A 20,347-nucleotide genomic window follows, 5' to 3' on the forward strand; every position below is an offset into this window, starting at 1 on the left:
CGAACTCCGGCCACGCAAGCCCCAACAGGAAGGGGCGCGCCTGAGCGCGCCCCCAAGTTCCCGTTATTCCTCGTCGTCCGCGTTGGACGCTTCCTCGGACTCCTTGGTGGTCAGGCCGAAGCCGAGCGACCCTACGGAACCCAGCAGAGCATCCAGCTCCTCGAGGTTGCGCTGGTAGGAGCGCGGCGGCAGGGCTTCGCCCAGCATGTCCTCACCCTCCGTGTTGAAGGTCGGGGGCTCGTCGCCGCCGATGAGGATGGTGTCATCGGGCGAGAACACCATGTCGAGCAGCTGCGACATGTCGTCGCTCGTGGCCGCGAGGTCGTCCTCGATCACGTGGGTGAGCCCACGCTCCTCGAGGCCCTCCTTCAGCTCCTCGATAGCCTTCACGCCGATGCCCTCGATGCGCAGCAGGTCCTCCTCGGTGTGTCCCACGAGGTCGGCCACCGTCTCGATGCCCGCCTCGGAGAACTTGTTGGCCCAGCGCTGCGACACGCCCAGGTCATCGTAGATGTACAGGCGCGCGTCCTCGTCGGAGAGCTGCGGGCCGCGGTGCCCGAGCGACAGCCCGCTGTAGTAGCTGCCGTAATTCGTGCCCATGTTGAGGTAGCCGTCGCCGTCGAGCGACCAGTCCTGCGGCTGGGGCAGCAGCTCCTCGATCTCGCGGAGCGCCTCGGGGGCGAAGTCGGGCAGCGTCTCGCCCTGCACGCCGGCCACGGGGCGGCCCTTGTAGGTGAGTCCCACCTCGCGGTAGCGCGGAAGGCCCGTGCCCGCCGGGATGGGCTTGCCGATGATGACGTTCTCCTTGAGGCCGGCCAAGTGGTCGATCTTGCCCTCGATGGCGGCGTCGGTGAGCACCTTCGTCGTCTCCTGGAAGGAGGCTGCCGACAGGAACGAATCCGTGGCGAGCGACGCCTTGGTGATGCCGAGCAGCAGCGGCTGGCCCACGGGCGGCTCCTTGCCCTCGGCGATGAGGGCGTTGGCGGCCTTCTCGAACTCGAAGCGGTTCACCTGGCGGCCCGGCAGGTAGTCGGACTCGCCGGAGTCCATCACGGCCACCTTGCGCAGCATCTGGCGCGCGATGACCTCGATGTGCTTGTCGTTGATGTCCACGCCCTGGCTCACGTACACGCCCTGGACCTGGCTCACGATATAGCGCAGCGTCGTGTTCGGGTCGGTGAGGCGTAGCAGGTCGTGCGGGTTCACGGAGCCCTTGGTGAGCTGCTGGCCCACGTGCACCTCGCAGCCGTCCACGACGCCCGGCAGCATCTGGGCGCGGGCGCTCACCGTGTACTCGCGGAAGTTGCCCTGCTGGTCGTGGATGGTGATGGTCTTGGACTGCTTGTCGCCCGCGATCTGCAGCGTGCCGGAGATCTCCGCGAGCACCGCGAGGCCCTTGGGCTTGCGCGCCTCGAAGAGCTCCTGGACACGGGGCAGGCCGTGGGTGATGTCCTCGCCGGCCACGCCGCCGGTGTGGAACGTACGCATGGTGAGCTGGGTGCCCGGCTCGCCGATGGACTGGGCGGCGATGATGCCCACCGCCGTGCCGATGTTCACCGGACGGGAGGTGGCCAGATCCCAGCCATAGCACTTCTGGCACACGCCGTGGTCGGCATGGCAGGTCATGACGGTGCGGATGACCACCTCGTCGATGCCGGCGGCCTCCATGGCGGCAAGCTGGTCCATGCGCTCGACGTACTCGCCGCCCGCGAGCACCACGCCGCCATCGGCGCCCTTGGCGTCCTCGAGCAGGCAGCGGCCGATGAGGTTCTCGTCCAGCTCGCCCTTCTCGTTGTGCAGCGGGTAGGGCACGCCGTCGTCGGTGCCGCAGTCGATCTCGCGGATGATGACGTCCTGGGCCACGTCCACCAGTCGGCGGGTCAGATACCCCGAGTCGGCGGTACGCAGCGCGGTGTCGGCGAGGCCCTTACGGGCGCCGTGCGTGGAGATGAAGTATTCCAGTACCGACAGGCCCTCGCGGAAGTTCGCCTTGATGGGTCGGTCGATGATCTCGCCCTTCGGGTCGGACATGAGGCCGCGCATACCCGCCAGCTGGCGGATCTGCTTGATGTTGCCTCGAGCGCCGGAGAACGCCATCATGTAGATGGGGTTGAACTTGTCGAAGTTCTCGGCCATGGCGTCGCCGACCGCCTCGTTGGCGTCGTTCCAGATGTCGACGACCTGCTTGTGGCGCTCGTCCTGGCTCATGAGGCCCATCTCGTAGTCCTCGTCGATGGCGGCCACCTTCGCATCCGCTTCGGCCAGGATCTCACCCTTGTTCGGCGGCACGGTGGCGTCGTACACGGAAACCGTGACGCCGGCGCGCGTGGCGTAGTGGAAGCCCGCGTCCTTGAGGCCGTCGAGGATGGCCGGCACGTCGGAGAGCTCGTAGCGGTTGCATACGTCCTCCACCAGGCGGCTGATCTCCTTCTTGTTCATCTCGTAGTTGAGGTACGGATAGTCCTCGGGCAGCACCTTGTTGAACGTGATGCGGCCGATGGTGGTCTCGATGCGTGTCCCCGCCTTGTGGTCTTCGAACGTGCCGAAGGCGGTGGCCACCTGCGTGTCCTTGGAGAGGCGCACCCAGATCTTGGCCTGGAGGTCCAGCTCGGCGCGCGCGTCGTAGGCGTTCATGGCGTCATCGAAGTCGATGAACGCGCGGCCCTCGCCCTCGAAGCCTTCGCGGGCCGCGGTGAGGTAGTACAGGCCGATGATCATGTCCTGCGTGGGCACGGTGAGCGGGCGGCCGTGGGCCGGCGACTTGATGTTGTTGGCCGACAGCATGAGCACGCGGGCCTCGGCCTGCGCCTCGGCGCCCAGCGGCACGTGCACGGCCATCTGGTCGCCGTCGAAGTCGGCGTTGAACGCGGTGCACACCAGCGGGTGCAGCTTGATGGCCTTGCCCTCGACGAGCACCGGCTCGAAGGCCTGGATGCCCAGGCGGTGCAGGGTTGGCGCGCGGTTCAGCAGCACCGGATGCTCGGTGATGACCTCTTCCAGCACGTCCCACACGTAGCTCGCGCCGCGGTCGACCGCGCGCTTGGCGGCCTTGATGTTGGCGGCGTACTCAAGCTCCACCAGGCGCTTCATGACGAAGGGCTTGAACAGCTCGAGCGCCATCTGCGAAGGCAGGCCGCACTGGTGCAGCTTCAGCTGCGGGCCCACCACGATGACCGAGCGGCCAGAGTAGTCCACGCGCTTGCCGAGCAGGTTCTGGCGGAAGCGGCCCTGCTTGCCCTTGAGCATGTCGGAGAGCGACTTCAAGGGGCGGTTGCCGGGGCCCGTGACGGGGCGTCCGCGGCGGCCGTTGTCGAACAGGCTGTCCACGGCTTCCTGCAGCATGCGCTTCTCGTTGTTCACGATGATCTCGGGCGCGCCGAGGTCGAGCAGGCGCTTGAGGCGGTTGTTGCGGTTGATGACGCGGCGGTACAGGTCGTTCAGGTCCGACGTGGCGAAGCGGCCGCCGTCGAGCTGCACCATGGGGCGCAGGTCGGGCGGGATGACCGGGATGACGTCGAGGATCATGTCCGTCGGCCGGTTGGTGGACTTGAGGAACGCGTCGACCACCTTGAGGCGCTTGATGGCCTTGGCGCGCTTCTGGCCCTTGCCGTTGGCGATGACGTCGCGCAGCTCCTCGGCCACGGCCTCGAGGTCCATGGCGTCGAGCAGGTCGCGCACGCTCTCGGCGCCCATGCCGCCGGTGAAGTAGTCGCGGTAGTTCAGGCGCATCTCGCGGTAGAGGGCCTCGTCGGGCACGAGCTGCTTGGGCTCGATCTTCATGAAGGCCTCGAAGGCGTCCTGGCGAAGCGCCTTGCGCTCGTTGAACTCCTCGAAGATGTCGGCGACCTCGTCCTCCACCTCCTCGGGCGTCATGCGCTCATCCTCGTCGACGTCGTCGACGAAGTCGTCGTCCTCGGGCACGTAGTCCACCGACAGCTTGCGGGTGGCCTCGATGAGGCGGTCGCGCTCGGCGTCCAGCTCCTCGAGGTCGGCGGCCAGCTCGTCGCGCAGCTCGTCGGCGTCCTCCTCGCGGCCCTCCTTGTCAACCGAGGTCACGATGGAGGAGGCGAAGTACAGCACCTTCTCCAGCTCCTTCGGCGCGATGTCGAGCAGGTAGCCCAGGCGGCTCGGCGAGCCCTTGAAGTACCAGATATGGCTCACCGGCGCGGCCAGCTCGATGTGGCCCATGCGCTCGCGGCGCACCTTGGAGCGCGTGACCTCCACGCCGCAGCGCTCGCACACGATGCCCTTGAAGCGCACGCGCTTGTACTTGCCGCAGGCGCACTCCCAGTCCTTCGTCGGGCCGAAGATCTTCTCGCAGAACAGGCCGTCCTTCTCGGGCTTGAGCGTGCGGTAGTTGATGGTCTCGGGCTTCTTGACCTCGCCGCGCGACCAGCCGCGCACGTCCTCGGCGTTCGCGAGGGAGATGCGCAGGGCGTCGAAATTGGTAACGTCGAATTCCGTCGTCATTTACAGCTCCTCCCCTTCTCCGATGAGGTCGTTCTTCTCGTTCGTGGTATCGCCCATCAATTCTCCCAGCTCGGCGGCGATGCTGTCCAGAGCGCTCGCCGCGTCGTCTTCCTCGGTCTTGCGCGCGTCGGCCGCCAGGGCCTCGTACAGCGCGCGGTCGCCTTCCTCCTGGCGATCGATGTCCTGCGTGACGTCGATCGTCTGATGGTCGTGGCCTTCGAGCTCCACGTTGAGGCACAGCGACTTCATTTCCTTCACGAGCACCTTGAAGCTCTCGGGCACCTCGGCGGCCGGGATGTTCTCGCCCTTCACGATGGCCTCGTAGGACTTGACGCGGCCGGCGGTGTCGTCGGACTTCACGGTGAGGATCTCCTGCAGCACGTTGGAGGCGCCGTAGGCGTAGAGCGCCCACACCTCCATCTCGCCGAAGCGCTGGCCGCCGAACTGCGCCTTGCCGCCGAGCGGCTGCTGGGTGATGAGGCTGTAGGGGCCGGTCGAGCGCGCGTGGATCTTGTCGTCCACCATGTGGCCGAGCTTCAGAATGTAGCTTTGGCCCACGGTGATGGGCTCGCGGAACTTCTCGCCCGTGCGGCCGTCGTAGAGCCAGGTCTTGCCGGTACGGGACAGCTGCGGCACGAACTCGTCGCGCGCCTTGGCGCCGTACTTGGCGTGGTTGATGTTGATGAGGTTGCGGTTGGCCTTCTCGATGGCGTCGGAGATCTCGCGCTCCGTGGCGCCGTCGAACACGGGCGTGGCCACGTGCATCGGGCCCTCGACGACCTCGGTGGTCTCCTCGGCGTCGTCCCAGCCCCACTTCGCGGCCCAGCCCAGGTGGTTCTCCAACAGCTGGCCCACGTTCATTCGGGAGGGAACGCCCAGCGGGTTCAGGATGACGTCGATGGGGGTGCCGTCGGCGAGGTAGGGCATGTCCTCCACCGGCAGCACGCGGGAGATGACGCCCTTGTTGCCGTGGCGGCCGGACAGCTTGTCGCCCTGCTGCACCTTGCGCTTCTGCGCCACGTAGATGCGCACGAGCTCGTTCACGCCGGGAGCCAGCTCGTCGCCGGCGTCGCGGCTGAAGCGGGCCATGCCGATGACGCGGCCGCCGGAGCCGTGGGGCACCTTGAGGGAGGTGTCGCGCACCTCGCGGGCCTTCTCGCCGAAGATGGCGCGCAGCAGGCGCTCCTCAGCCGTGAGCTCCGTCTCGCCCTTCGGCGTGACCTTGCCCACCAGCACGTCGCCCGGGAACACCTCGGCGCCCACGCGGATGATGCCGTCGGCGTCCAGGTCCGAGATCATGTCGTCGGAGATGTTGGGGATCTCGCGGGTGATCTCCTCAGGGCCGAGCTTGGTGTCGCGCGCGTCGATCTCGTACTCGGAGATGTGGATGGACGTGAGCAGGTCCTCGGCCACCACGCGCTCGGACACGATGATGGCGTCCTCGTAGTTGTAGCCTTCCCACGGCATGTAGGCCACCATGAGGTTCTGGCCGAGCGCGAGCTCGCCGCCGTCGCAGCTGGGGCCGTCGGCCAGCACGTCGCCCTTCTGCACCTCGTCGCCCTTGCGCACGATGGGGCGGTGGTTGATGCAGCCGGACTGGTTGGAGCGCTGGAACTTGGGGATGAGGTACTCGTCGTACTCGCCGTCGTCGTTGAGCACGATGATGGTCTGGCCGTCCACGTAGTCCACGACGCCCGGGTTCTGCGCGACGAGGATCTCGCCGGAGTCCACGGCGATGCGGTGCTCGATGCCGGTGCCGACGAGCGGCGCGTTGGGGCGCAGCAGCGGCACGGCCTGGCGCTGCATGTTCGAGCCCATGAGGGCGCGGTTCGCGTCGTCGTGCTCGAGGAACGGGATGAGCGAGGTGGCCACCGACACCATCTGGCGCGGCGACACGTCCATGTAGTCCACCTGCGTGGGCGGCAGCTCGTCGGGCTCGCCGAAGGTGCCGTTGGCGTCCTTCGTGCGGCAGAGCACGCGGGCGGCCTCGTGGAAGACGCCTTCGTCGTCGAACGTGCCGAACAGGCGCGTCTCGGGGTCGAACAGGTCGTTCGCCTGGGCGATGACGTAGTTCTCCTCCTCGTCGGCCGTGAGGTAGTCCACCTCGTCGGTGACCTTGCCGTCAACGACGCGGCGGTACGGCGTCTCGATGAAGCCGTAGGGGTTGATGCGCCCGTAGGTGGCGAGCGACCCGATCAGGCCGATGTTCGGGCCTTCAGGCGTCTCGATGGGGCACATGCGGCCGTAGTGGGACGTGTGCACGTCGCGCACCTCGAAGCCGGCGCGCTCGCGGGACAGGCCGCCGGGGCCGAGGGCCGACAGGCGGCGCTTGTGCGTGATGCCGGCGGCGGGGTTCGTCTGGTCCATGAACTGGGAGAGCTGCGAGCTTCCGAAGAACTCCTTGATGGCCGCCACGATGGGGCGGATGTTCACGAGGGACTGCGGCGTGATCTCGTCGGGCTCCTGCATGCTCATGCGCTCGCGCACGACGCGCTCCATGCGGGACAGGCCGATGCGGAACTGGTTCTGGATGAGCTCGCCCACCGTGCGGATGCGGCGGTTGCCGAAGTGGTCGATGTCGTCGGTCTGCACGCCCTCTTCGCCCTCGTGGAGCGCGACGATGTACTGCATCGTCTTCACGATGTCCTCGTCGGTGAGGGTGGAGGACTCGTTGTCCGGGTCGAAGCCGAGCTTCTTGTTGATCTTGTAGCGGCCCACTTTCGCCAGGTCGTAGCGCTGCGGGTTGAAGAACAGGCCCTCGAGCAGCGTGCGGGCGCTGTCGATGGTGGGCGGCTCGCCGGGACGGAAGCGCTTGTACAGCTCGATGAGCGACTCTTCCTTCGTGGTGGCCGGGTCGCGGTCGAGCGTGCGCAGCACCATCTCGGAGTTGCCGAGGAGCTCGATGATCTCCTCGCGCGTCTCGGCAAGGCCGAGGGCGCGCACGAGCAGCGTCGCCGGCTGCTTGCGCTTGCGGTCGATGCGCACGGACAGGATGTCGCGCTTGTCGGTTTCGAACTCGAGCCACGCGCCGCGGCTGGGGATGACCTTCGAGTTGAAGATGACTTTGTCGGAGGCCTTGTCGCGCTCGGCGGCGAAGTAGACGCCGGGCGAGCGGACCAGCTGGCTGACCACGACGCGCTCGGTGCCGTTGATGATGAAGGTGCCGCGGGGCGTCATGAGCGGGAAGTCGCCCATGAACACGTCCTGCTCCTTGATCTCGCCGGTCTCGCGGTTGATGAAGCGGATCTCGACGAAGAGCGGCGCCTGGTAGGAGACGTCCTTCTCCTTGCACTCGTCGACGGTGTACTTCGGCTCGCCGAACTCGTGGCGGCCGAACTCCACGCACATGTCTTTCGTGTTGTTCTCGATGGGGCTGATGTCCTTGAACGCTTGCGCCAGGCCCTCGCCCTTGAAGAACTCGAAGCTATCCGTCTGGATGGCGATGAGGTTCGGGACGTCCATGACGTCCGGGATCTTCGCGAAGCTGCGGCGATCCCTGTAAAGGCTGGTCTGATCAGTCGTTTTTCCTTGAGCCACGAGGCTTTTCCTCCTTCATGAGCACCCGCAAAAATGCGAAAAAGTCGCAATTGCTTAAAATACGATGCCCGTCAAGCCCTGTCAAGGAAAATTTTTACGAACTGTGGTGATTTGCTGTTGATTCATCCGTCTAGCTGGGGAAATGCGAGTGCGGAAATTTGCTTTTGCCGACCGCTTTCGGGGCCGGAACGTTGCTTGACGGGGTTGGGCGCGCCGTTAGCCCCTGGCCGAGTCATGTGCGGGCGAGCATGGCGGCGAGGCGGGCGCGCTGTGCCGGGGCGAGGCGCAGGCCTTCGGAGACGTAGCGCTCGAAGGAGCCGAAGGCGTCGTCCACCTCGTCGAAGAACGCGCGCAGGTAGGCGGGGCGCGCCTCGAGGAACGACAAGAGGATGGCGCGCTCGCCGTCGTCCATGCCCTCCCCCAGCTCGGCGGCCTCGCGCTCGATCTGCTGCGCGTTCACCAGGTTGGTGGCCAGGTAGTCGGCCATGACGTCGTCGGGATGCGCTCCCGCGGCGCGCAGCAGCACGGCGCAGAGCACGCCGGTGCGGTCCTTACCGTTCACGCAGTGGACGAGCGCGGGCACCCCCTCGGCCGCGATGGCGCGCAGGGCCCCGCCGATGAGCGGGTACTCGCGCACGTAGCGGCGGTAGTTGGACGCCATGCGCTCCTCGGGCGCGCCGTACGCGCCGATCACGCCCGCCACCAGGCGCTTCGACGCGTCCTTGCTGCGCCGCTCGGTGGAGGGCTCGAGCGCGACCGTCTTCGCGCCGATGAGGCACGGCTCGGCGTGCGCGGCCACCTCCCACTGGTTGCGGATGTCGTAGATGGAGCGGACGCCGAGCGCGCCCACGATGAGGGACGCCTCCTCGGGTCCGATGCCCACGAGCTCGCAGGAGCGGAACAGCCGCGCGCCCGCAAGCGGCCCGCCGCCGATGGCGCGCACGCGCGCGGCACCGAACACCTCCACGGGGGCCCGCGCGGGGGCGGCGCTCACGGCAGCACCTCGAAGGCGAAGCGCGACACGAGGGCTGAGGCGCTCCCCTGCTTGTCGAGGGCGCGGGCCTTCAGCAAGTAGCGGCCGGGACGCGCGGGCACGTATTCGAAGCGCCAGTTCACGCCCTTATCGGTGACGGTTCCTTGCGTCTCGTAGGTGGTCCAGGTGGCCCCGTCGTCGAGCGAGAACTGGATGGCGGCGATGCCCTGGTCGAAGTCGTCGACGTAGCCGGAGAACGGGACGGGCTCGCCCACGCGGTACACGGGCCGCGCGCCGCTTTCGTTCATGCCGCCTCCCTTCGCTCGCCTTCGTCGCGCCCATTATACCCGACGGCGGCGCGCCATGCCGCAGGGTCAGCACCAAGATGACACCGAGGCCGTGCGCTTTCGATGACGAGCGCACGAAAGCGCGGCGAGCTGGTATGATATGCCGCGACAGACAACGCGCGCGGCTCGATCGCGCGCTTCGGCACTGCCACGATCAACCGAGAAAGGGACCGCCGTGAACAGAAGAATCGCCCTCGCCACCGCCGCCTGCGCCGTGTTCGCATCCTGCACGCTGTTCGGATGCGGCTCCGAGCCCGAGGTTCCGAGCGTCGCGAGCGATATCGATTCCGACACGGCCCTTGTCGGCGGATACACGGTCACCGACGAGAGCAAGCTGCAGGCGCTCGCCGTGGGCGAGACGGCCGTGTGGCGCGATTACGAGGCGACGGTGGCCTCGATCGAGCGCGCGGACGGCCGGCTGGTCGTGAACCTACAGGTGAAGAGCCATGGGCTGCCGCAGACGCTTGAAACCGGCTGCCTGCTGTCGTTCGGTATGCCGCCCGCGGAGTCGTCGTTCGACGGTGGCGTGATCGAGGTGGCGGCCGACGGAACCGCCTCGGGCACGCTCACGTTCGACGACCAGTACGGCTCCGAGCGGCTATTCTGGAACGACGGCGCCACCGAGGCCACGTGGGATTTGACGCTGCCGGCCGTGCAGGCCGGCCAGACCGGGCAGCAGCAGGGCGCCGAGGAGCCCGAGGCCGCCAAGCCCGAGGAGCCGAAGAAGGACGAGGTGAGCGAGGAGCAGAAGACGGCCATCGCCGCGCTCGAGGCCGAGATCCCCTCGCTCTTCGCCAACAACACGCTCTACACGTACCAGAGCGTCGATCCCGCGACCGCGACCGTGACCCCCCAGGAGGGCGGCGGCTACGAGTACGTCAACGATGTGAGCATCCTCGACGGCGCCGGCAGCACGACCACCGCGAACGTGCGCCTGATCTGCGAACCCAACGGCAACTGCATCTCCATGACCGTCGACGGGGCGTTCTTGTTCTAGCGCAGGCACGGGTGCGAATCGCGCACGAAGCCCGATTTTGTCCACGCCGCTGACCAGGTGAAACAGGTTGTTTCACCTGGTCAGCTGCTTGTTGGAACATGGACAAAAAGCGCCTTCGTGCGCGATTTCAGCCGACGAGAGCGGCGAGGAACGCGGCGGCGTCGCGGTAGAAGGGGTGGCGGGACTCGGCGGCGGCGGACGCGAAGCGGGGCATCCAGGCGCGGGCGTGCTCCTGGAGGAAAGCGTCGTAGGCGGCCTCGGGCGAGCCTCCGGGGAGATCGGCGTCCGCGTCGGCGGGGGCGGCCGCGCGAAGGGCGAGGCGTTCCAAAAGCTCGCACTCGGTGGCCACGTGGTCGAGGGGCTCGTTGGTGCCCTCGGGCCTCCCCAGGCCGCACCCGCGCATGAAGCGCTCGACGGCCATGGAGTGCGGGTTCACGAACAGGAGCGCCTGCACCCCGTCGTCGGCCGCGCGCCACACGCCCTCGTAGGGGCTGCACGCCGGCTCGGGCGCGCCGACGAACAGGCGCGTGGCCTCGGGGCGCAGGCCGTCGGCGGAGGCGTCCGCGCCGAAGCCCTCCGGGAGCGCGAGGCCGAGCGCCCCGGCGATCTCGCGGGCCGCGTCGGCCCATTCGCCGGAGGATACGGCCTCGGCGAGCTCGGCCCCCGGGTAGCGGAAGGAGAAGGCGGCCAGCTCCCAGGCAGCGGCCAACACCTGCCAGTCTTTACTCATGATCCCTTCCCTTCCTGAACCAGGCGGCGATCCACCTCCAGTGAACCACGACATGCACGAGCAGCAGCGCGAGCAGGGCCTTGGCGCTCATCGCGTGCAGCGGATCCCAGAAGCGGTAGCCCTCCGCGTACAGCCCCAGCGCCGGCAGCACCGCTCCGGACACCATAATACCGGACACCGTCGTTGCCATGAAGGCGAGGACGATCAAAACGTCGAGCACGAGGTTGCCCGTGCGGCCCCACGAGGGGCGCGAGAGCGATCCGCGCAAAGCCTCGACCGACCAGTCCGCATGGACGAGCAGATGGACGAAGAAAGCGGCGAGCACGCCCAGCCCCAGCCACTCGTGAAGGCCGATCCCGGTGATAGCGGGGTTCGCCACGACCAGGTAGACCGCGAGGGCGACGAGGTCGATCGCGAGGTTCCTCTTGTCCATGTCACCCCGCCTTCCGAACGATCAGCACGAGCCCCACCACGAGCGCCACGGGCGCGAGCAGCCAGAGGTTGAGGCTGGCGTCGCTCGCCTGGCGGTAGCGCGTGACGAGCGAGTCCCACGCGTGGCACTCCACGCTCGCGCACGAGGCCTCGGGGCAGCTCATCTCGTGCACCCCGTCCGGCTCCGGCACGTCGTCGAACCCGTGGCACTCCCCCGACGCGCAGCCGGCCGCCGGGCAGGGGGACTCCGCCGTTATGGCGCGCACCCCCGTCGCCGGCTCGGCCGCGAGCCCCGCGGCGAGCACCAGCCCGCCCGCCAGCGCGAATGCCGTCAGCGTTACGAAAAGCCTCCTCACCGCAGCCGCACGCCCTCGCGAACCCGCAGCTTGAGTTCGCGCACCACCGGCTCGCCGTCATGACGCTCCACCACATTCCACGAGTCCGCCACCGCCGTCCCCAGCGCGATCGCCTCTTCGGCCCATCGCGGATGGAAGGCCACGCACCGGCCGGCCTCTTCCACATTGCATGGAGCCGCACGCTCATCCAGCATGCGGCGCACTGCGGGCACATCGCCATCGAACGCTTTGGCGACATGGTAGAAGCAATCCTCTCCCAGCTCGTAGAGCGACTGATCGAGGGTAACGGCGCGGTTCATCTGCAGCACCTGGTCGCGATTCTTGTTCTCAAGCGAGCAGTAGTGCACGCCCAAAGCCAGTCCCTCGTCAAGCGCGAACTCCACGAGCGCCAAAGAAGCCTCCTCGCTTCCGGCGATGGGCAGTCCCCCGGCGTAACCGTAGTTGTACAGCACCTCGAACGGCGGATCCTTCACCTGGAAGCCCCTCCGCTCAAACTCCGGCCAGTTGCGCAGCGGGAAACAGAACTCCAGCAGGTTTATGCCGCGCACGCCTCGCGCGTCCAACTCCACCAGCAGGCGCTCCATACGCTCGAGCGTGCCGGGCACCACCGGCATCTCCACCATGACATCCATATCGAATCGCCGGGCCAGTTCGATGTCGGCAAGCGCCCGGGCTATCGACGCCTCGCCGTCCTCAAGCTTCACGCTGAAACGCACCTCGGACAAACCCCGCGCAACCGCGGCTGCACAGAACGCCTCGTCGATGCCCGCGCCGGACGTGTAGAGCCGCAGATGCGCGCCAGGCGCCAATTCATGCGCGCACTCAAAGAAAGCGAGCGCTTCGTCGCGGCAGAGCAGGGGCTCGCCGCCCGTCAACCCCACGTGCGTCACCTGCTCGCACGAGCGTGCGAATGCGTCCAGGTCGTCGCGCCATGGAGTATCGTGCGCGCAGAACTCTTCGAAGTCGGCCTGGTTGGGATTGAAGCAAAAGTAGCAGTCGCGGTTGCAGCGCAGGCTGATGAAGAACGTCCGGCTTCCGCAGTCACCAACGCACGCGGCGCAGGCGCTGGACAAGAAGCCCGTCGACACGCTCGCACTGCCGTTGAGGAACCGCGCTCCGTGCTCGTGCAGACGCCCGCGCAGCTCAGCTGCTGTGCACGCATTCCGGCCATGCGGGGCGAACGCGATGCCGCGTGCCGCAAGCGCATCGCGGTACTCCCGCTCAATGGCGGCGTACTCGTCGAGCCAAACGCGGAGCGTGGGCCGCGTTGCCAGCAACTCATCCATGTCGACTCCTCCTTCGGCGTCCGCCGCATCCATCGGGCGGGCGCGGGCGCTCCGTCGAAACCGCCCTGAGGGCCGAATCCGAGAGGGATCCGGATCCGGCGCTCACGGCGAGGAAGCTCAGTGCGAGCGCTCAGTCGGCTTGAGCGGCAGGAACTTTACGCCGAGCAGAAGCAGAAGCGCACCTAGTCCCACGACGCCGGCCATGACGCCGATCTCAAGCGGCGAGGGAAAGTACACCATCGCGCCGCCCATGCCCGCGAGCGTGGAACCCGCATCGCTCAGCGCCTGACCCGATGCCACGGCCGGCAGATCGAGGTTCGGGATCTGAAACCCGCCCACCAAGAGCTGCACGCGCTTGCAGAAGATGCCCACGATTGCCAGCACGGCGGCCAGCACGATGAGCGGGTTCGTGCGCAGCTTCGGCACGAAGGCGATCACCGCAGTGGCGGCGCAGCCCACGACCTCGATCCAGAAGAACGGAGCGAGCGCGCCCGTGGTCAGCATGGCCACGATCTCGGCACCGGACGCCGCAGGGAAGGCCTCTGTCAGAAGGTCGCAGCCGAAGAAGTACAGGTCGACGAGCACGAACACGCCCAGCAGCTTGAGCATCTTCACCACGTATCTCTGATCGAGCTGAAGATAGCCCGCGCGGCGCAACGCGATAACCACCAGGAGCACGAGCGCAACGCCGCACACAAGCGCGCTCGACACGAACCAGGGCCCCAGAAGCGCGGTGTGCCACATCTCGCGCCCCTGCTGAAGGCCGAAAATCCAAGCCGTCACCGAATGGACGAGCACGGCGCAGACGAGCGCGATGGCCGACACGACGCGCAGACCGGCGGCCGAGCTTTTCCCCGCCTCGTGGCGCAGCATCGCCCACAGGTACACGACGGAAAGGATGAGGTACGTACCCAGCACGATGATGTCCCACATCAAAGGCGATCCCAGGTTCGAATAGGCGAACAGCTCCCACAGGCGCAGCGGCTGCCCGAGGTCGACCACCACGAAGCCGATGGCCAGCACCGTGCAGCAGATGGACGTCCACACGGCGATCTTCGAGATGCCGCCGAAGCCCTCCACCCCGAACACGCGCGGCGCGCTCGAGATGATGAGGCCACCGGCCGAGAGGCCAACGAGGAACATGAACATCGTGATGTACAGGCCCCACGAGTCGAGGTTGCGCATGTTGGTGTTCACCATACCGCCTGTCAGCTGGAACATCCAGAGCGCAAGGCCCGCGACGGTGAGCACCGCCGCAACCGCGATCCCGATATTGAGGCCCTTGCCTCCGAATCGGGCCGCAGGAGCTTGAGGCGACGAAGCCGCCGAAACGTTCTCAGTCATGATCTCTCCCCCTTACACGAGGTAGTACACGGACGGTTGCGTGCCCTCGCTCGCCAGCAGCTGCTCGAAAGAGCGCTCCTTGACGAGCTTCGACACCTCCGATTCCGGATCGTCGAGGTCGCCGAAATGGCGTGCGCGCGCCGGGCACAGGTCCATGCAGGCGGGCACTTCGCCGCGCGCAAGACGCTGGTAGCAGAACGTGCACTTCTCCACGACGTGCTTCTGATGCGGTGCGGCGTCCACATCGCCCACGGCATGGTCGAGCGCATATCGGGGCTCGTCCCAATTGAAGCTGCGCACGCCCGTGTAGGGGCAGGCCGCCATGCACATGCGGCAGCCGATGCACTTGTCATAGTCTTGGCGCACCACGCCCGTCTCAGGATCCTTGTAGGTGGCGCCCACGGGGCACACCTTCACACAGGCGGGGTTCTCGCAATGCTGGCAGGAAACGGGCAGATAGCGCATGGAAACGTCGGGGAAGACGCCGGCCGGCGTGTCGATCTCGTCGCCGCCCTCGGTGAGCACGCGGTTCCACCAGTTCGTATCGGGCAGGTTATTCGCCATCTTGCACGCCACGGAGCAGGCGTTGCATCCCACGCACCTTTTCGTGTCGATGGCCATGCCAAAGCGAGCCATTACCGCTCACCCCCTTCGTACTTCTCGACTTCGCAGAGGAAGTCGTAGAACGCGCTGTTCGAGCAGAAATCGTTCATGACCGCGCTCGTGAGATCCTGCGTGTGGCCCTCGACGAACTGGTCGGCCTGGAAGCCGTGCGGAATGGACACGACGCCGGGCTTGATGCCTTCGGTGACAAGCGCTTTCAGCACCGCGTAGCCGTGGTCGTTGTACACGCGCACGTAGTCGCCCTGTGCTATGCCGCGCTCGGCGGCGTCGGAGGCGTTCACCTTCAACAGCGGCTCGGGCTCGAGTTCGCGCAGCCACGGCGTGTAGGCGCACTGCGAGTGCACGTGATATTTCGCATGCTGGCTGCAACCCATGAGCGGGTACTTCTCGCGCAAAGGATTGTCCCAGTACGCCTCATTGGCGTTCTCGTAGTATGGGATGCGCTCGCAATCAGCGACCTTTTGGCCGAAGTTGTTGCGCGGCATGGGCTTTTCGATGTAGTACTGCAAACGCTGAGCGGCCGTGTTCTTGAATGAATCTATCTTCGACTCTTCAGTGAAGGCGAAATTGCGCCCGAGCTTGCCGCCCTGAAACGCTTCATAGCCGCCCCCTGCCTTGATGCTTGCCTCCGTGTCCAATACGAGATGCAGCAGCTCTTCATCGGACTGAGCGAATATCTTCTCCATGCCCAGCTTACCGGCAATGGCGCGCAAGATGTCGATATCGGTCTTGGATTCATAAAGCGGATCGATGGCTTTATGGTAGAACGTCGGGTAAGGCGTCGGGCAGATAGGATCGAAATCCTCCGTCTCGTAGGCATGGGGAATGGGCAGGACGATGTCGGCCCACTGCGCAGTATCGGTCATGCTCACATCGGCGCATACCACGAAATCCACTTTCTTTACAGCTTCGATGAGCTCTTGACGACCCGACTCGCACGACAGCACGTTGCCGTTGCAGCACCACAGCACGCGGATGGTGAGATCCTGATCACCCCACTTCCCCGTCTCCATGATCTGCGGCAGATACATGCCGGTGATGTTGGGACCGGGCTTGCCCATGAAATAGGCCTGCGAGTTGACGGGGTACATGCCGCAGCCGCCGCGAGTGAGCATAGCGCCCGGCTTACCGGCGTTGCCGGTAAGGGCGGCGATGAAGGAGAGGTTCTTAAAATTGTGATGCGAGTTCACGTGATGGCCGAGGCCCTGGAACGTAAGCACGGCCACCGGGCCCTCGGTGGCGTAGACGCGCGCGAGCTCCTCGATGATCTCTGCCGGGATGTCGCAGATGTCCGCAGCCTTCTCGACCGTGTACTCGCCGATGCTGTCCTTGACCTTCTGATAGACCGTCTGCACCTTCTGGCCCGCCACCTCGAACTCGCCGAGTAATTCGGGATCGGCTGCCGTTACGGCGGGCGCGGGCGCTCCCGTGGATGCGTCCCACACGACGTTGAGGTCGATGACGGTGGGCTGGCCCGTTTGCGGGTTGATGGGACCCTGCGTGGGTTCGACGCCCAGGTCGCTCATGCGCACGTAGGTGCCGTCCTCCTTGATGAGCAAAGGCGAAACCGTCTTCTGCTTCATGAACGCCTCATCGACCAGGTCATTGTCGATGATCCAATTCGCCATCGCCAGCATGAGCGCGCCGTCGGTGCCGGGGCGGATGGGCACGTACGTATCCGAATGCATGGCCGACGCGGTGAACTGCGGATCGATGGTGATGAGCTTCGCGCCCTTCTCACGCGCCGCGCACACGAACTGCCAGTCATGGACGTACGCTTCGGCGGGGTTGCCGCCCCAGGCCATGATGGTCTTCGCGTTCACGATGTCGGTCGCGTCGTTGCCGGACACGCCGAGCAGGGTGGACTGCTCGTAGATCTGCGCGTAGTCGGCGCCGGCGCCCATGATGGTGGCCCCGAGCACGGTGATGAAGCGGCCGTAGCCCACGGACATGAAGCCGGCCATGGCGCCGTTGAGCACGCCGTAGGAGCCGTACGACGTCCACACACCGATGGAGGATCCGCCGTACTCCTGCATGGCGGCCCCGATCTTGCCGGCGATGGTCTCGATGGCCTCGTCCCACTCGATGCGTTCCCACTCGCCCGCGCCGCGCTCGCCGACGCGCTTGAGCGGGTACTTGAGGCGGTCGGGGTCGTAGATGCGCTGCGGCTGCGTGTAGCCTTTAACGCAGAAGCGGCGGCGCACGTTGTCATCGCCGGGAAGCTCGGCGGCCGCGACGCGCACGACCTTGCCCTCGCGCACGACCACCTCTGTGGGACATTTGCTGCCGCAGTTGCCGCGACATGAGCTGTAGACCGTCTGCTCGCCTTCGACGGCGGCAGCGCCCTCGGCATGCGCTTGCGCGGGCGCGAGCTCGGCCAGGGCAGTACCGGTACCGGCGACGGCTGCGACGCCCGCGACGGCGCCGGTCGTTTTCAGGAAGCCCCTTCGAGTGAGCCCTTTGCGCGGACTCTTGGTTTCCGACATGTCTCCTCCTCCATCCTTGATGCAAGAATGCCTTGGGATATCGAGGGCTAGGTGCGGATTCCGCGAACGGCTGCAACCCTTCGGCTCGTCGCCTTCAAACGGCGAGCCCCACCCCCGAAAATCCCGCAATGTCAGAATCGGCCGATCCTTCTTGTCATAGTCTGCCATACGTCACTATGATTATCAAGTATGAACTATGACAGAGTATGACAAGAGATTATTCTATTTTATAGACAATTGTGGTTGAACTGGTGTTACGATTGCCTACGAGTTGTCGTTACAGCCGTAAAAAACGCAGCGGTCTGCACAACTCGTCTAGCACAGCGCAAACACGCGCTCGGCAAAACCGGTCTTCGCGCCGGCACCCGCCTACACGCTACGCCGAAGGCAGAACGCTGCGTAAAGGGGGACGCTCTTCACGCCTCCCTCGAAACCGAAATTCTTGGTGGACAGCCGGATGGCGTATGGGGGCTCGTATTTCTCGCGGTATACCGACAGGCTCTTCGACCGCACGTTGCGCGACGACTTCACCTCGATGGGCACGGCCTTCGGCATACCGACGTCGATGACGAAATCAACTTCAGCCTTGCCCTGGCTCACCCAATACAAAAGGTCGAACCCCAGCGCCGTCAAAACCTGGGCGACGTAGTTCTCGGCGAGCGCTCCCGCATCGAGCTCTTTCCTCCCCTCCTCATCGAAGAGCACGGCGGCGCGCACTTGCATGCGGGCGGAAAGCAAGCCCGTGTCGGCAAGGTACATCTTGAATGCGTCCCGGTTCTCGCGAAGCGAGAGAGGCAGCTGCCCGGAGGTGATCTGCACACAGCGGTTCACCAAGCCCGCCGTCTCCAACCAGGCGAGGGCCGTCTCGTACTGGCTGGCACGACCGCCCGAGCGCACCGTTTTGTACTGGAATTTTTTGTTCTCCTTCGCCAGCTGGGCGGGCACGCTTCGCCACGCCTCCACGATGCGTGCCGCCTCGAAAGGTTGGGCGTATTTGGCCATATCCGCCACGTAGAGGTCGAGGATGGTGTTCTGCACGGCCGCTACCTCGTTGAAATCCTTTGTCTCGTTGTACACGAGCACGGCTTCGGGCATCCCTCCGACCAGCACGTACGTGCGATACAGATCAAGCGCTCGTTCATGGAGGAAATACGGCTCGTCGCGCTCGAAGCTGCTCCGGATCCCTTCGACAAGGGCCCCCTGGCCGATCGCACGCAGGAACTCGTCGAATGTCATAGGGCGCAGGGTATAGGTGTCCACCTTGCCGACAGGCGCGGAGTAGCCTTCGCGATTCACCGCAACGCCCAAAAGGCTTCCGGCCGCCACGACGCACGCTTCCGGCATATCCTCGTAGAAGTACTTCAGCGAGGCGAGCGCGCGATTCGATGCCTGCACTTCATCGAACACTATGAGCGTCCTCGACGCATCGATAGGCCGTCCGGTCACCTGCGAAAGGTTCGACACGATGGTTTCAGGCGAGAGGTTCCCCTGGAAGGCTGCGCGAGCGTCCGCCTGCTTCTCCAGATCGAAGTAGGCCACTTCCTCGAAGTTGCGCGCGGCGAATTCTTTCAGCAGGTAGGTTTTTCCCACTTGACGAGCGCCGTACATAAGCAACGGCTTCCGACGCGGGCTCCGCTTCCATGCCTCAAGATCGCCGAGGGCGTTGCGTTCCATGCTGCCATCTCCTTCGCTCGATAGAAGAATGGTAGCATACGTGCCGAAAAGTGCAATGGATTACATTTTTTGGTTCCAAAAAGTGTGATTTACGGCATTTTTCAGAAGATAGTTCGCCGGCTACTTCGCGCTCGCCCCTTCCCCGCCTGGAGCGTCGGGCACGAAGCCCTCGCTGAAGGCGCTCGGCACCACGAGCGTGCCGCCGGACTGCTCGACGCTCTCGTAGGCCAGGTGCATCGTGCGCAGCTTCATGGCGTCGGCGTCGCCGGCGTACACCTCCGAGGCGTCCATGAGCATCTCGGAGATATCCTTCTCGGCCTCGGCCAGCACCATGCGGGCGTTCTTCTTGCGCTCGGCCACGGCCTCCTGCGCCATGGCCTCCTGCAGCTCCTTCGGCAGCACGATGTCGCGAATCTCCACGTCGATGATGGTGATGCCCCACGGGTTGAGCTTCGCCTCGATGGTGTCTTTCAGCTCCTCGTCCAGCTGGTCGCGGCGCGTGGCCACCTCGGCGACCGTCGCGCGCCCGATGGCCTTGCGCATGGCCGTCTGCGCAATCCACGACACGGCCGACGCGTAGTCCTCCACCTCCACCGTGGCGTTCTTCGCGCTCCACACCATCCAGAACACGACGGCGTCCACGTTGATAGGCACAAGATCGCTCGTGAGCGTCTCCTCGGCGCCGAAGTACGTGGCCGACACGCGCTGATCCACGCGCAGCGTGTAGAACTCCACGATGGGCCAGGTGAACACGACGCCCGGTCCCGCCACGCGGTTGAACTTGCCCAGGCGCAGCACCACCGCCTTCTCCCATTCCAGCACGATGTGGATGGACGACGACGCGAGCCACCCCGCCACGGCCGCCACGATAAGCGCGCCCAGGCCTATGCCGCCCGACAGAGCCTGCGCTGCGGCCAGCACCACGCAGAACGCCACCACGAACACCACGATGGCGAACACGACGGCGCCGTTGCGCGAAGCGCGCCGCCTTCCCGTGTCGATATGCCCCGCCGTGGAGAACTGCGCGCCCGACGCCTCCTGAATCCCTTCGAGCGCCGCGCTTCCTCGCTTGTTGCATCCCATGCCGCTCC

14 protein-coding genes are annotated in these 20,347 nt (G+C 65.9%); 1 reads left to right on the top strand and 13 read right to left on the bottom strand.

Annotated elements, in window-relative coordinates:
- Window positions 1–63: 63 nt before the first annotated feature.
- The 4 genes from FX134_RS06090 to FX134_RS06105 form a co-directional block, all read right to left on the bottom strand.
- Window positions 64–4,470: a DNA-directed RNA polymerase subunit beta' gene (locus FX134_RS06090; RefSeq protein ID WP_080799108.1), complete on the bottom strand. Its 4,407-nt coding sequence runs from the start codon at window positions 4,468–4,470 to the stop codon at window positions 64–66.
- Window positions 4,471–8,007: a DNA-directed RNA polymerase subunit beta gene (rpoB, locus tag FX134_RS06095; protein ID WP_080799111.1), complete on the bottom strand. Its 3,537-nt coding sequence runs from the start codon at window positions 8,005–8,007 to the stop codon at window positions 4,471–4,473. It abuts the gene before it with no gap.
- Between the two features lie 232 nt (window positions 8,008–8,239).
- On the bottom strand, window positions 8,240–9,001 hold the full coding sequence (locus FX134_RS06100) for a tyrosine-protein phosphatase (protein WP_143412148.1): 762 nt from the start codon (window positions 8,999–9,001) through the stop codon (window positions 8,240–8,242).
- The gene (locus tag FX134_RS06105) at window positions 8,998–9,288 is read right to left on the bottom strand and encodes a PKD domain-containing protein (protein WP_143412149.1); all 291 of its coding nucleotides are present in this window, start codon (window positions 9,286–9,288) and stop codon (window positions 8,998–9,000) included. Before FX134_RS06105 ends, FX134_RS06100 begins: the two co-directional genes overlap by 4 nt.
- A 214-nt stretch (window positions 9,289–9,502) precedes the next feature.
- Between FX134_RS06105 and FX134_RS06110 the strand changes: the two genes are divergently transcribed.
- Window positions 9,503–10,324 carry a hypothetical protein gene (locus tag FX134_RS06110; RefSeq protein ID WP_080799114.1) on the top strand — a complete coding sequence of 274 codons (822 nt, stop codon included), beginning with the start codon at window positions 9,503–9,505 and terminating at the stop codon, window positions 10,322–10,324.
- 127 nt (window positions 10,325–10,451) lie between these two features.
- On the opposite strand, the gene FX134_RS06115 is transcribed toward FX134_RS06110, so the two are convergent.
- The 9 genes from FX134_RS06115 to FX134_RS06155 form a co-directional block, all read right to left on the bottom strand.
- Complete coding sequence (locus FX134_RS06115) at window positions 10,452–11,054, bottom strand: TorD/DmsD family molecular chaperone (RefSeq protein ID WP_080799117.1); 603 nt, start codon at window positions 11,052–11,054, stop codon at window positions 10,452–10,454.
- Complete coding sequence (locus FX134_RS06120; RefSeq protein WP_080799119.1) at window positions 11,047–11,487, bottom strand: DUF4405 domain-containing protein; 441 nt, start codon at window positions 11,485–11,487, stop codon at window positions 11,047–11,049. Before FX134_RS06120 ends, FX134_RS06115 begins: the two co-directional genes overlap by 8 nt.
- 1 nt (window position 11,488) lies before the next feature.
- Entirely contained in the window at window positions 11,489–11,842 is a 354-nt protein-coding gene (locus FX134_RS06125) for a hypothetical protein (protein WP_080799123.1), read from the bottom strand.
- Window positions 11,839–13,128, bottom strand: coding sequence for a radical SAM protein (locus tag FX134_RS06130; protein ID WP_080799126.1), 1,290 nt, complete (start codon window positions 13,126–13,128; stop codon window positions 11,839–11,841). The genes FX134_RS06125 and FX134_RS06130 overlap by 4 nt, the downstream gene beginning before the upstream one ends.
- A gap of 117 nt (window positions 13,129–13,245) precedes the next feature.
- Window positions 13,246–14,472, bottom strand: coding sequence for an NrfD/PsrC family molybdoenzyme membrane anchor subunit (gene nrfD, locus FX134_RS06135; RefSeq protein ID WP_080799131.1), 1,227 nt, complete (start codon window positions 14,470–14,472; stop codon window positions 13,246–13,248).
- A gap of 12 nt (window positions 14,473–14,484) precedes the next feature.
- Window positions 14,485–15,108, bottom strand: a complete 624-nt coding sequence (locus tag FX134_RS06140; RefSeq protein ID WP_080799135.1) for a 4Fe-4S dicluster domain-containing protein — start codon at window positions 15,106–15,108, stop codon at window positions 14,485–14,487.
- Window positions 15,108–17,582 carry a molybdopterin-containing oxidoreductase family protein gene (locus FX134_RS06145; protein WP_080799138.1) on the bottom strand — a complete coding sequence of 825 codons (2,475 nt, stop codon included), beginning with the start codon at window positions 17,580–17,582 and terminating at the stop codon, window positions 15,108–15,110. Before FX134_RS06145 ends, FX134_RS06140 begins: the two co-directional genes overlap by 1 nt.
- A 369-nt stretch (window positions 17,583–17,951) precedes the next feature.
- Window positions 17,952–19,256: an ATP-binding protein gene (locus tag FX134_RS06150; protein ID WP_080799141.1), complete on the bottom strand. Its 1,305-nt coding sequence runs from the start codon at window positions 19,254–19,256 to the stop codon at window positions 17,952–17,954.
- 120 nt (window positions 19,257–19,376) lie between these two features.
- The gene (locus tag FX134_RS06155; protein ID WP_080799144.1) at window positions 19,377–20,339 is read right to left on the bottom strand and encodes a slipin family protein; all 963 of its coding nucleotides are present in this window, start codon (window positions 20,337–20,339) and stop codon (window positions 19,377–19,379) included.
- Between the last annotated feature and the right edge of the window lie 8 nt (window positions 20,340–20,347).

This window comes from Arabiibacter massiliensis (assembly GCF_902386925.1).
In the GTDB taxonomy this organism is placed as follows: domain Bacteria; phylum Actinomycetota; class Coriobacteriia; order Coriobacteriales; family Eggerthellaceae; genus Arabiibacter; species Arabiibacter massiliensis.

Coding starts and splice junctions, on each gene's coding strand:
- FX134_RS06090 (WP_080799108.1), bottom strand. CDS start 4,470: ATGACGACGGAATTCGACGTTACCAATTTCGACGCCCTGCGCATCTCC.
- FX134_RS06105 (WP_143412149.1), bottom strand. CDS start 9,288: ATGAACGAAAGCGGCGCGCGGCCCGTGTACCGCGTGGGCGAGCCCGTC.
- FX134_RS06115 (WP_080799117.1), bottom strand. CDS start 11,054: ATGAGTAAAGACTGGCAGGTGTTGGCCGCTGCCTGGGAGCTGGCCGCC.
- FX134_RS06120 (WP_080799119.1), bottom strand. CDS start 11,487: ATGGACAAGAGGAACCTCGCGATCGACCTCGTCGCCCTCGCGGTCTAC.
- FX134_RS06130 (WP_080799126.1), bottom strand. CDS start 13,128: ATGGATGAGTTGCTGGCAACGCGGCCCACGCTCCGCGTTTGGCTCGAC.
- nrfD (WP_080799131.1), bottom strand. CDS start 14,472: ATGACTGAGAACGTTTCGGCGGCTTCGTCGCCTCAAGCTCCTGCGGCC.
- FX134_RS06140 (WP_080799135.1), bottom strand. CDS start 15,108: ATGGCTCGCTTTGGCATGGCCATCGACACGAAAAGGTGCGTGGGATGC.
- FX134_RS06145 (WP_080799138.1), bottom strand. CDS start 17,582: ATGTCGGAAACCAAGAGTCCGCGCAAAGGGCTCACTCGAAGGGGCTTC.
- FX134_RS06150 (WP_080799141.1), bottom strand. CDS start 19,256: ATGGAACGCAACGCCCTCGGCGATCTTGAGGCATGGAAGCGGAGCCCG.
- FX134_RS06155 (WP_080799144.1), bottom strand. CDS start 20,339: ATGGGATGCAACAAGCGAGGAAGCGCGGCGCTCGAAGGGATTCAGGAG.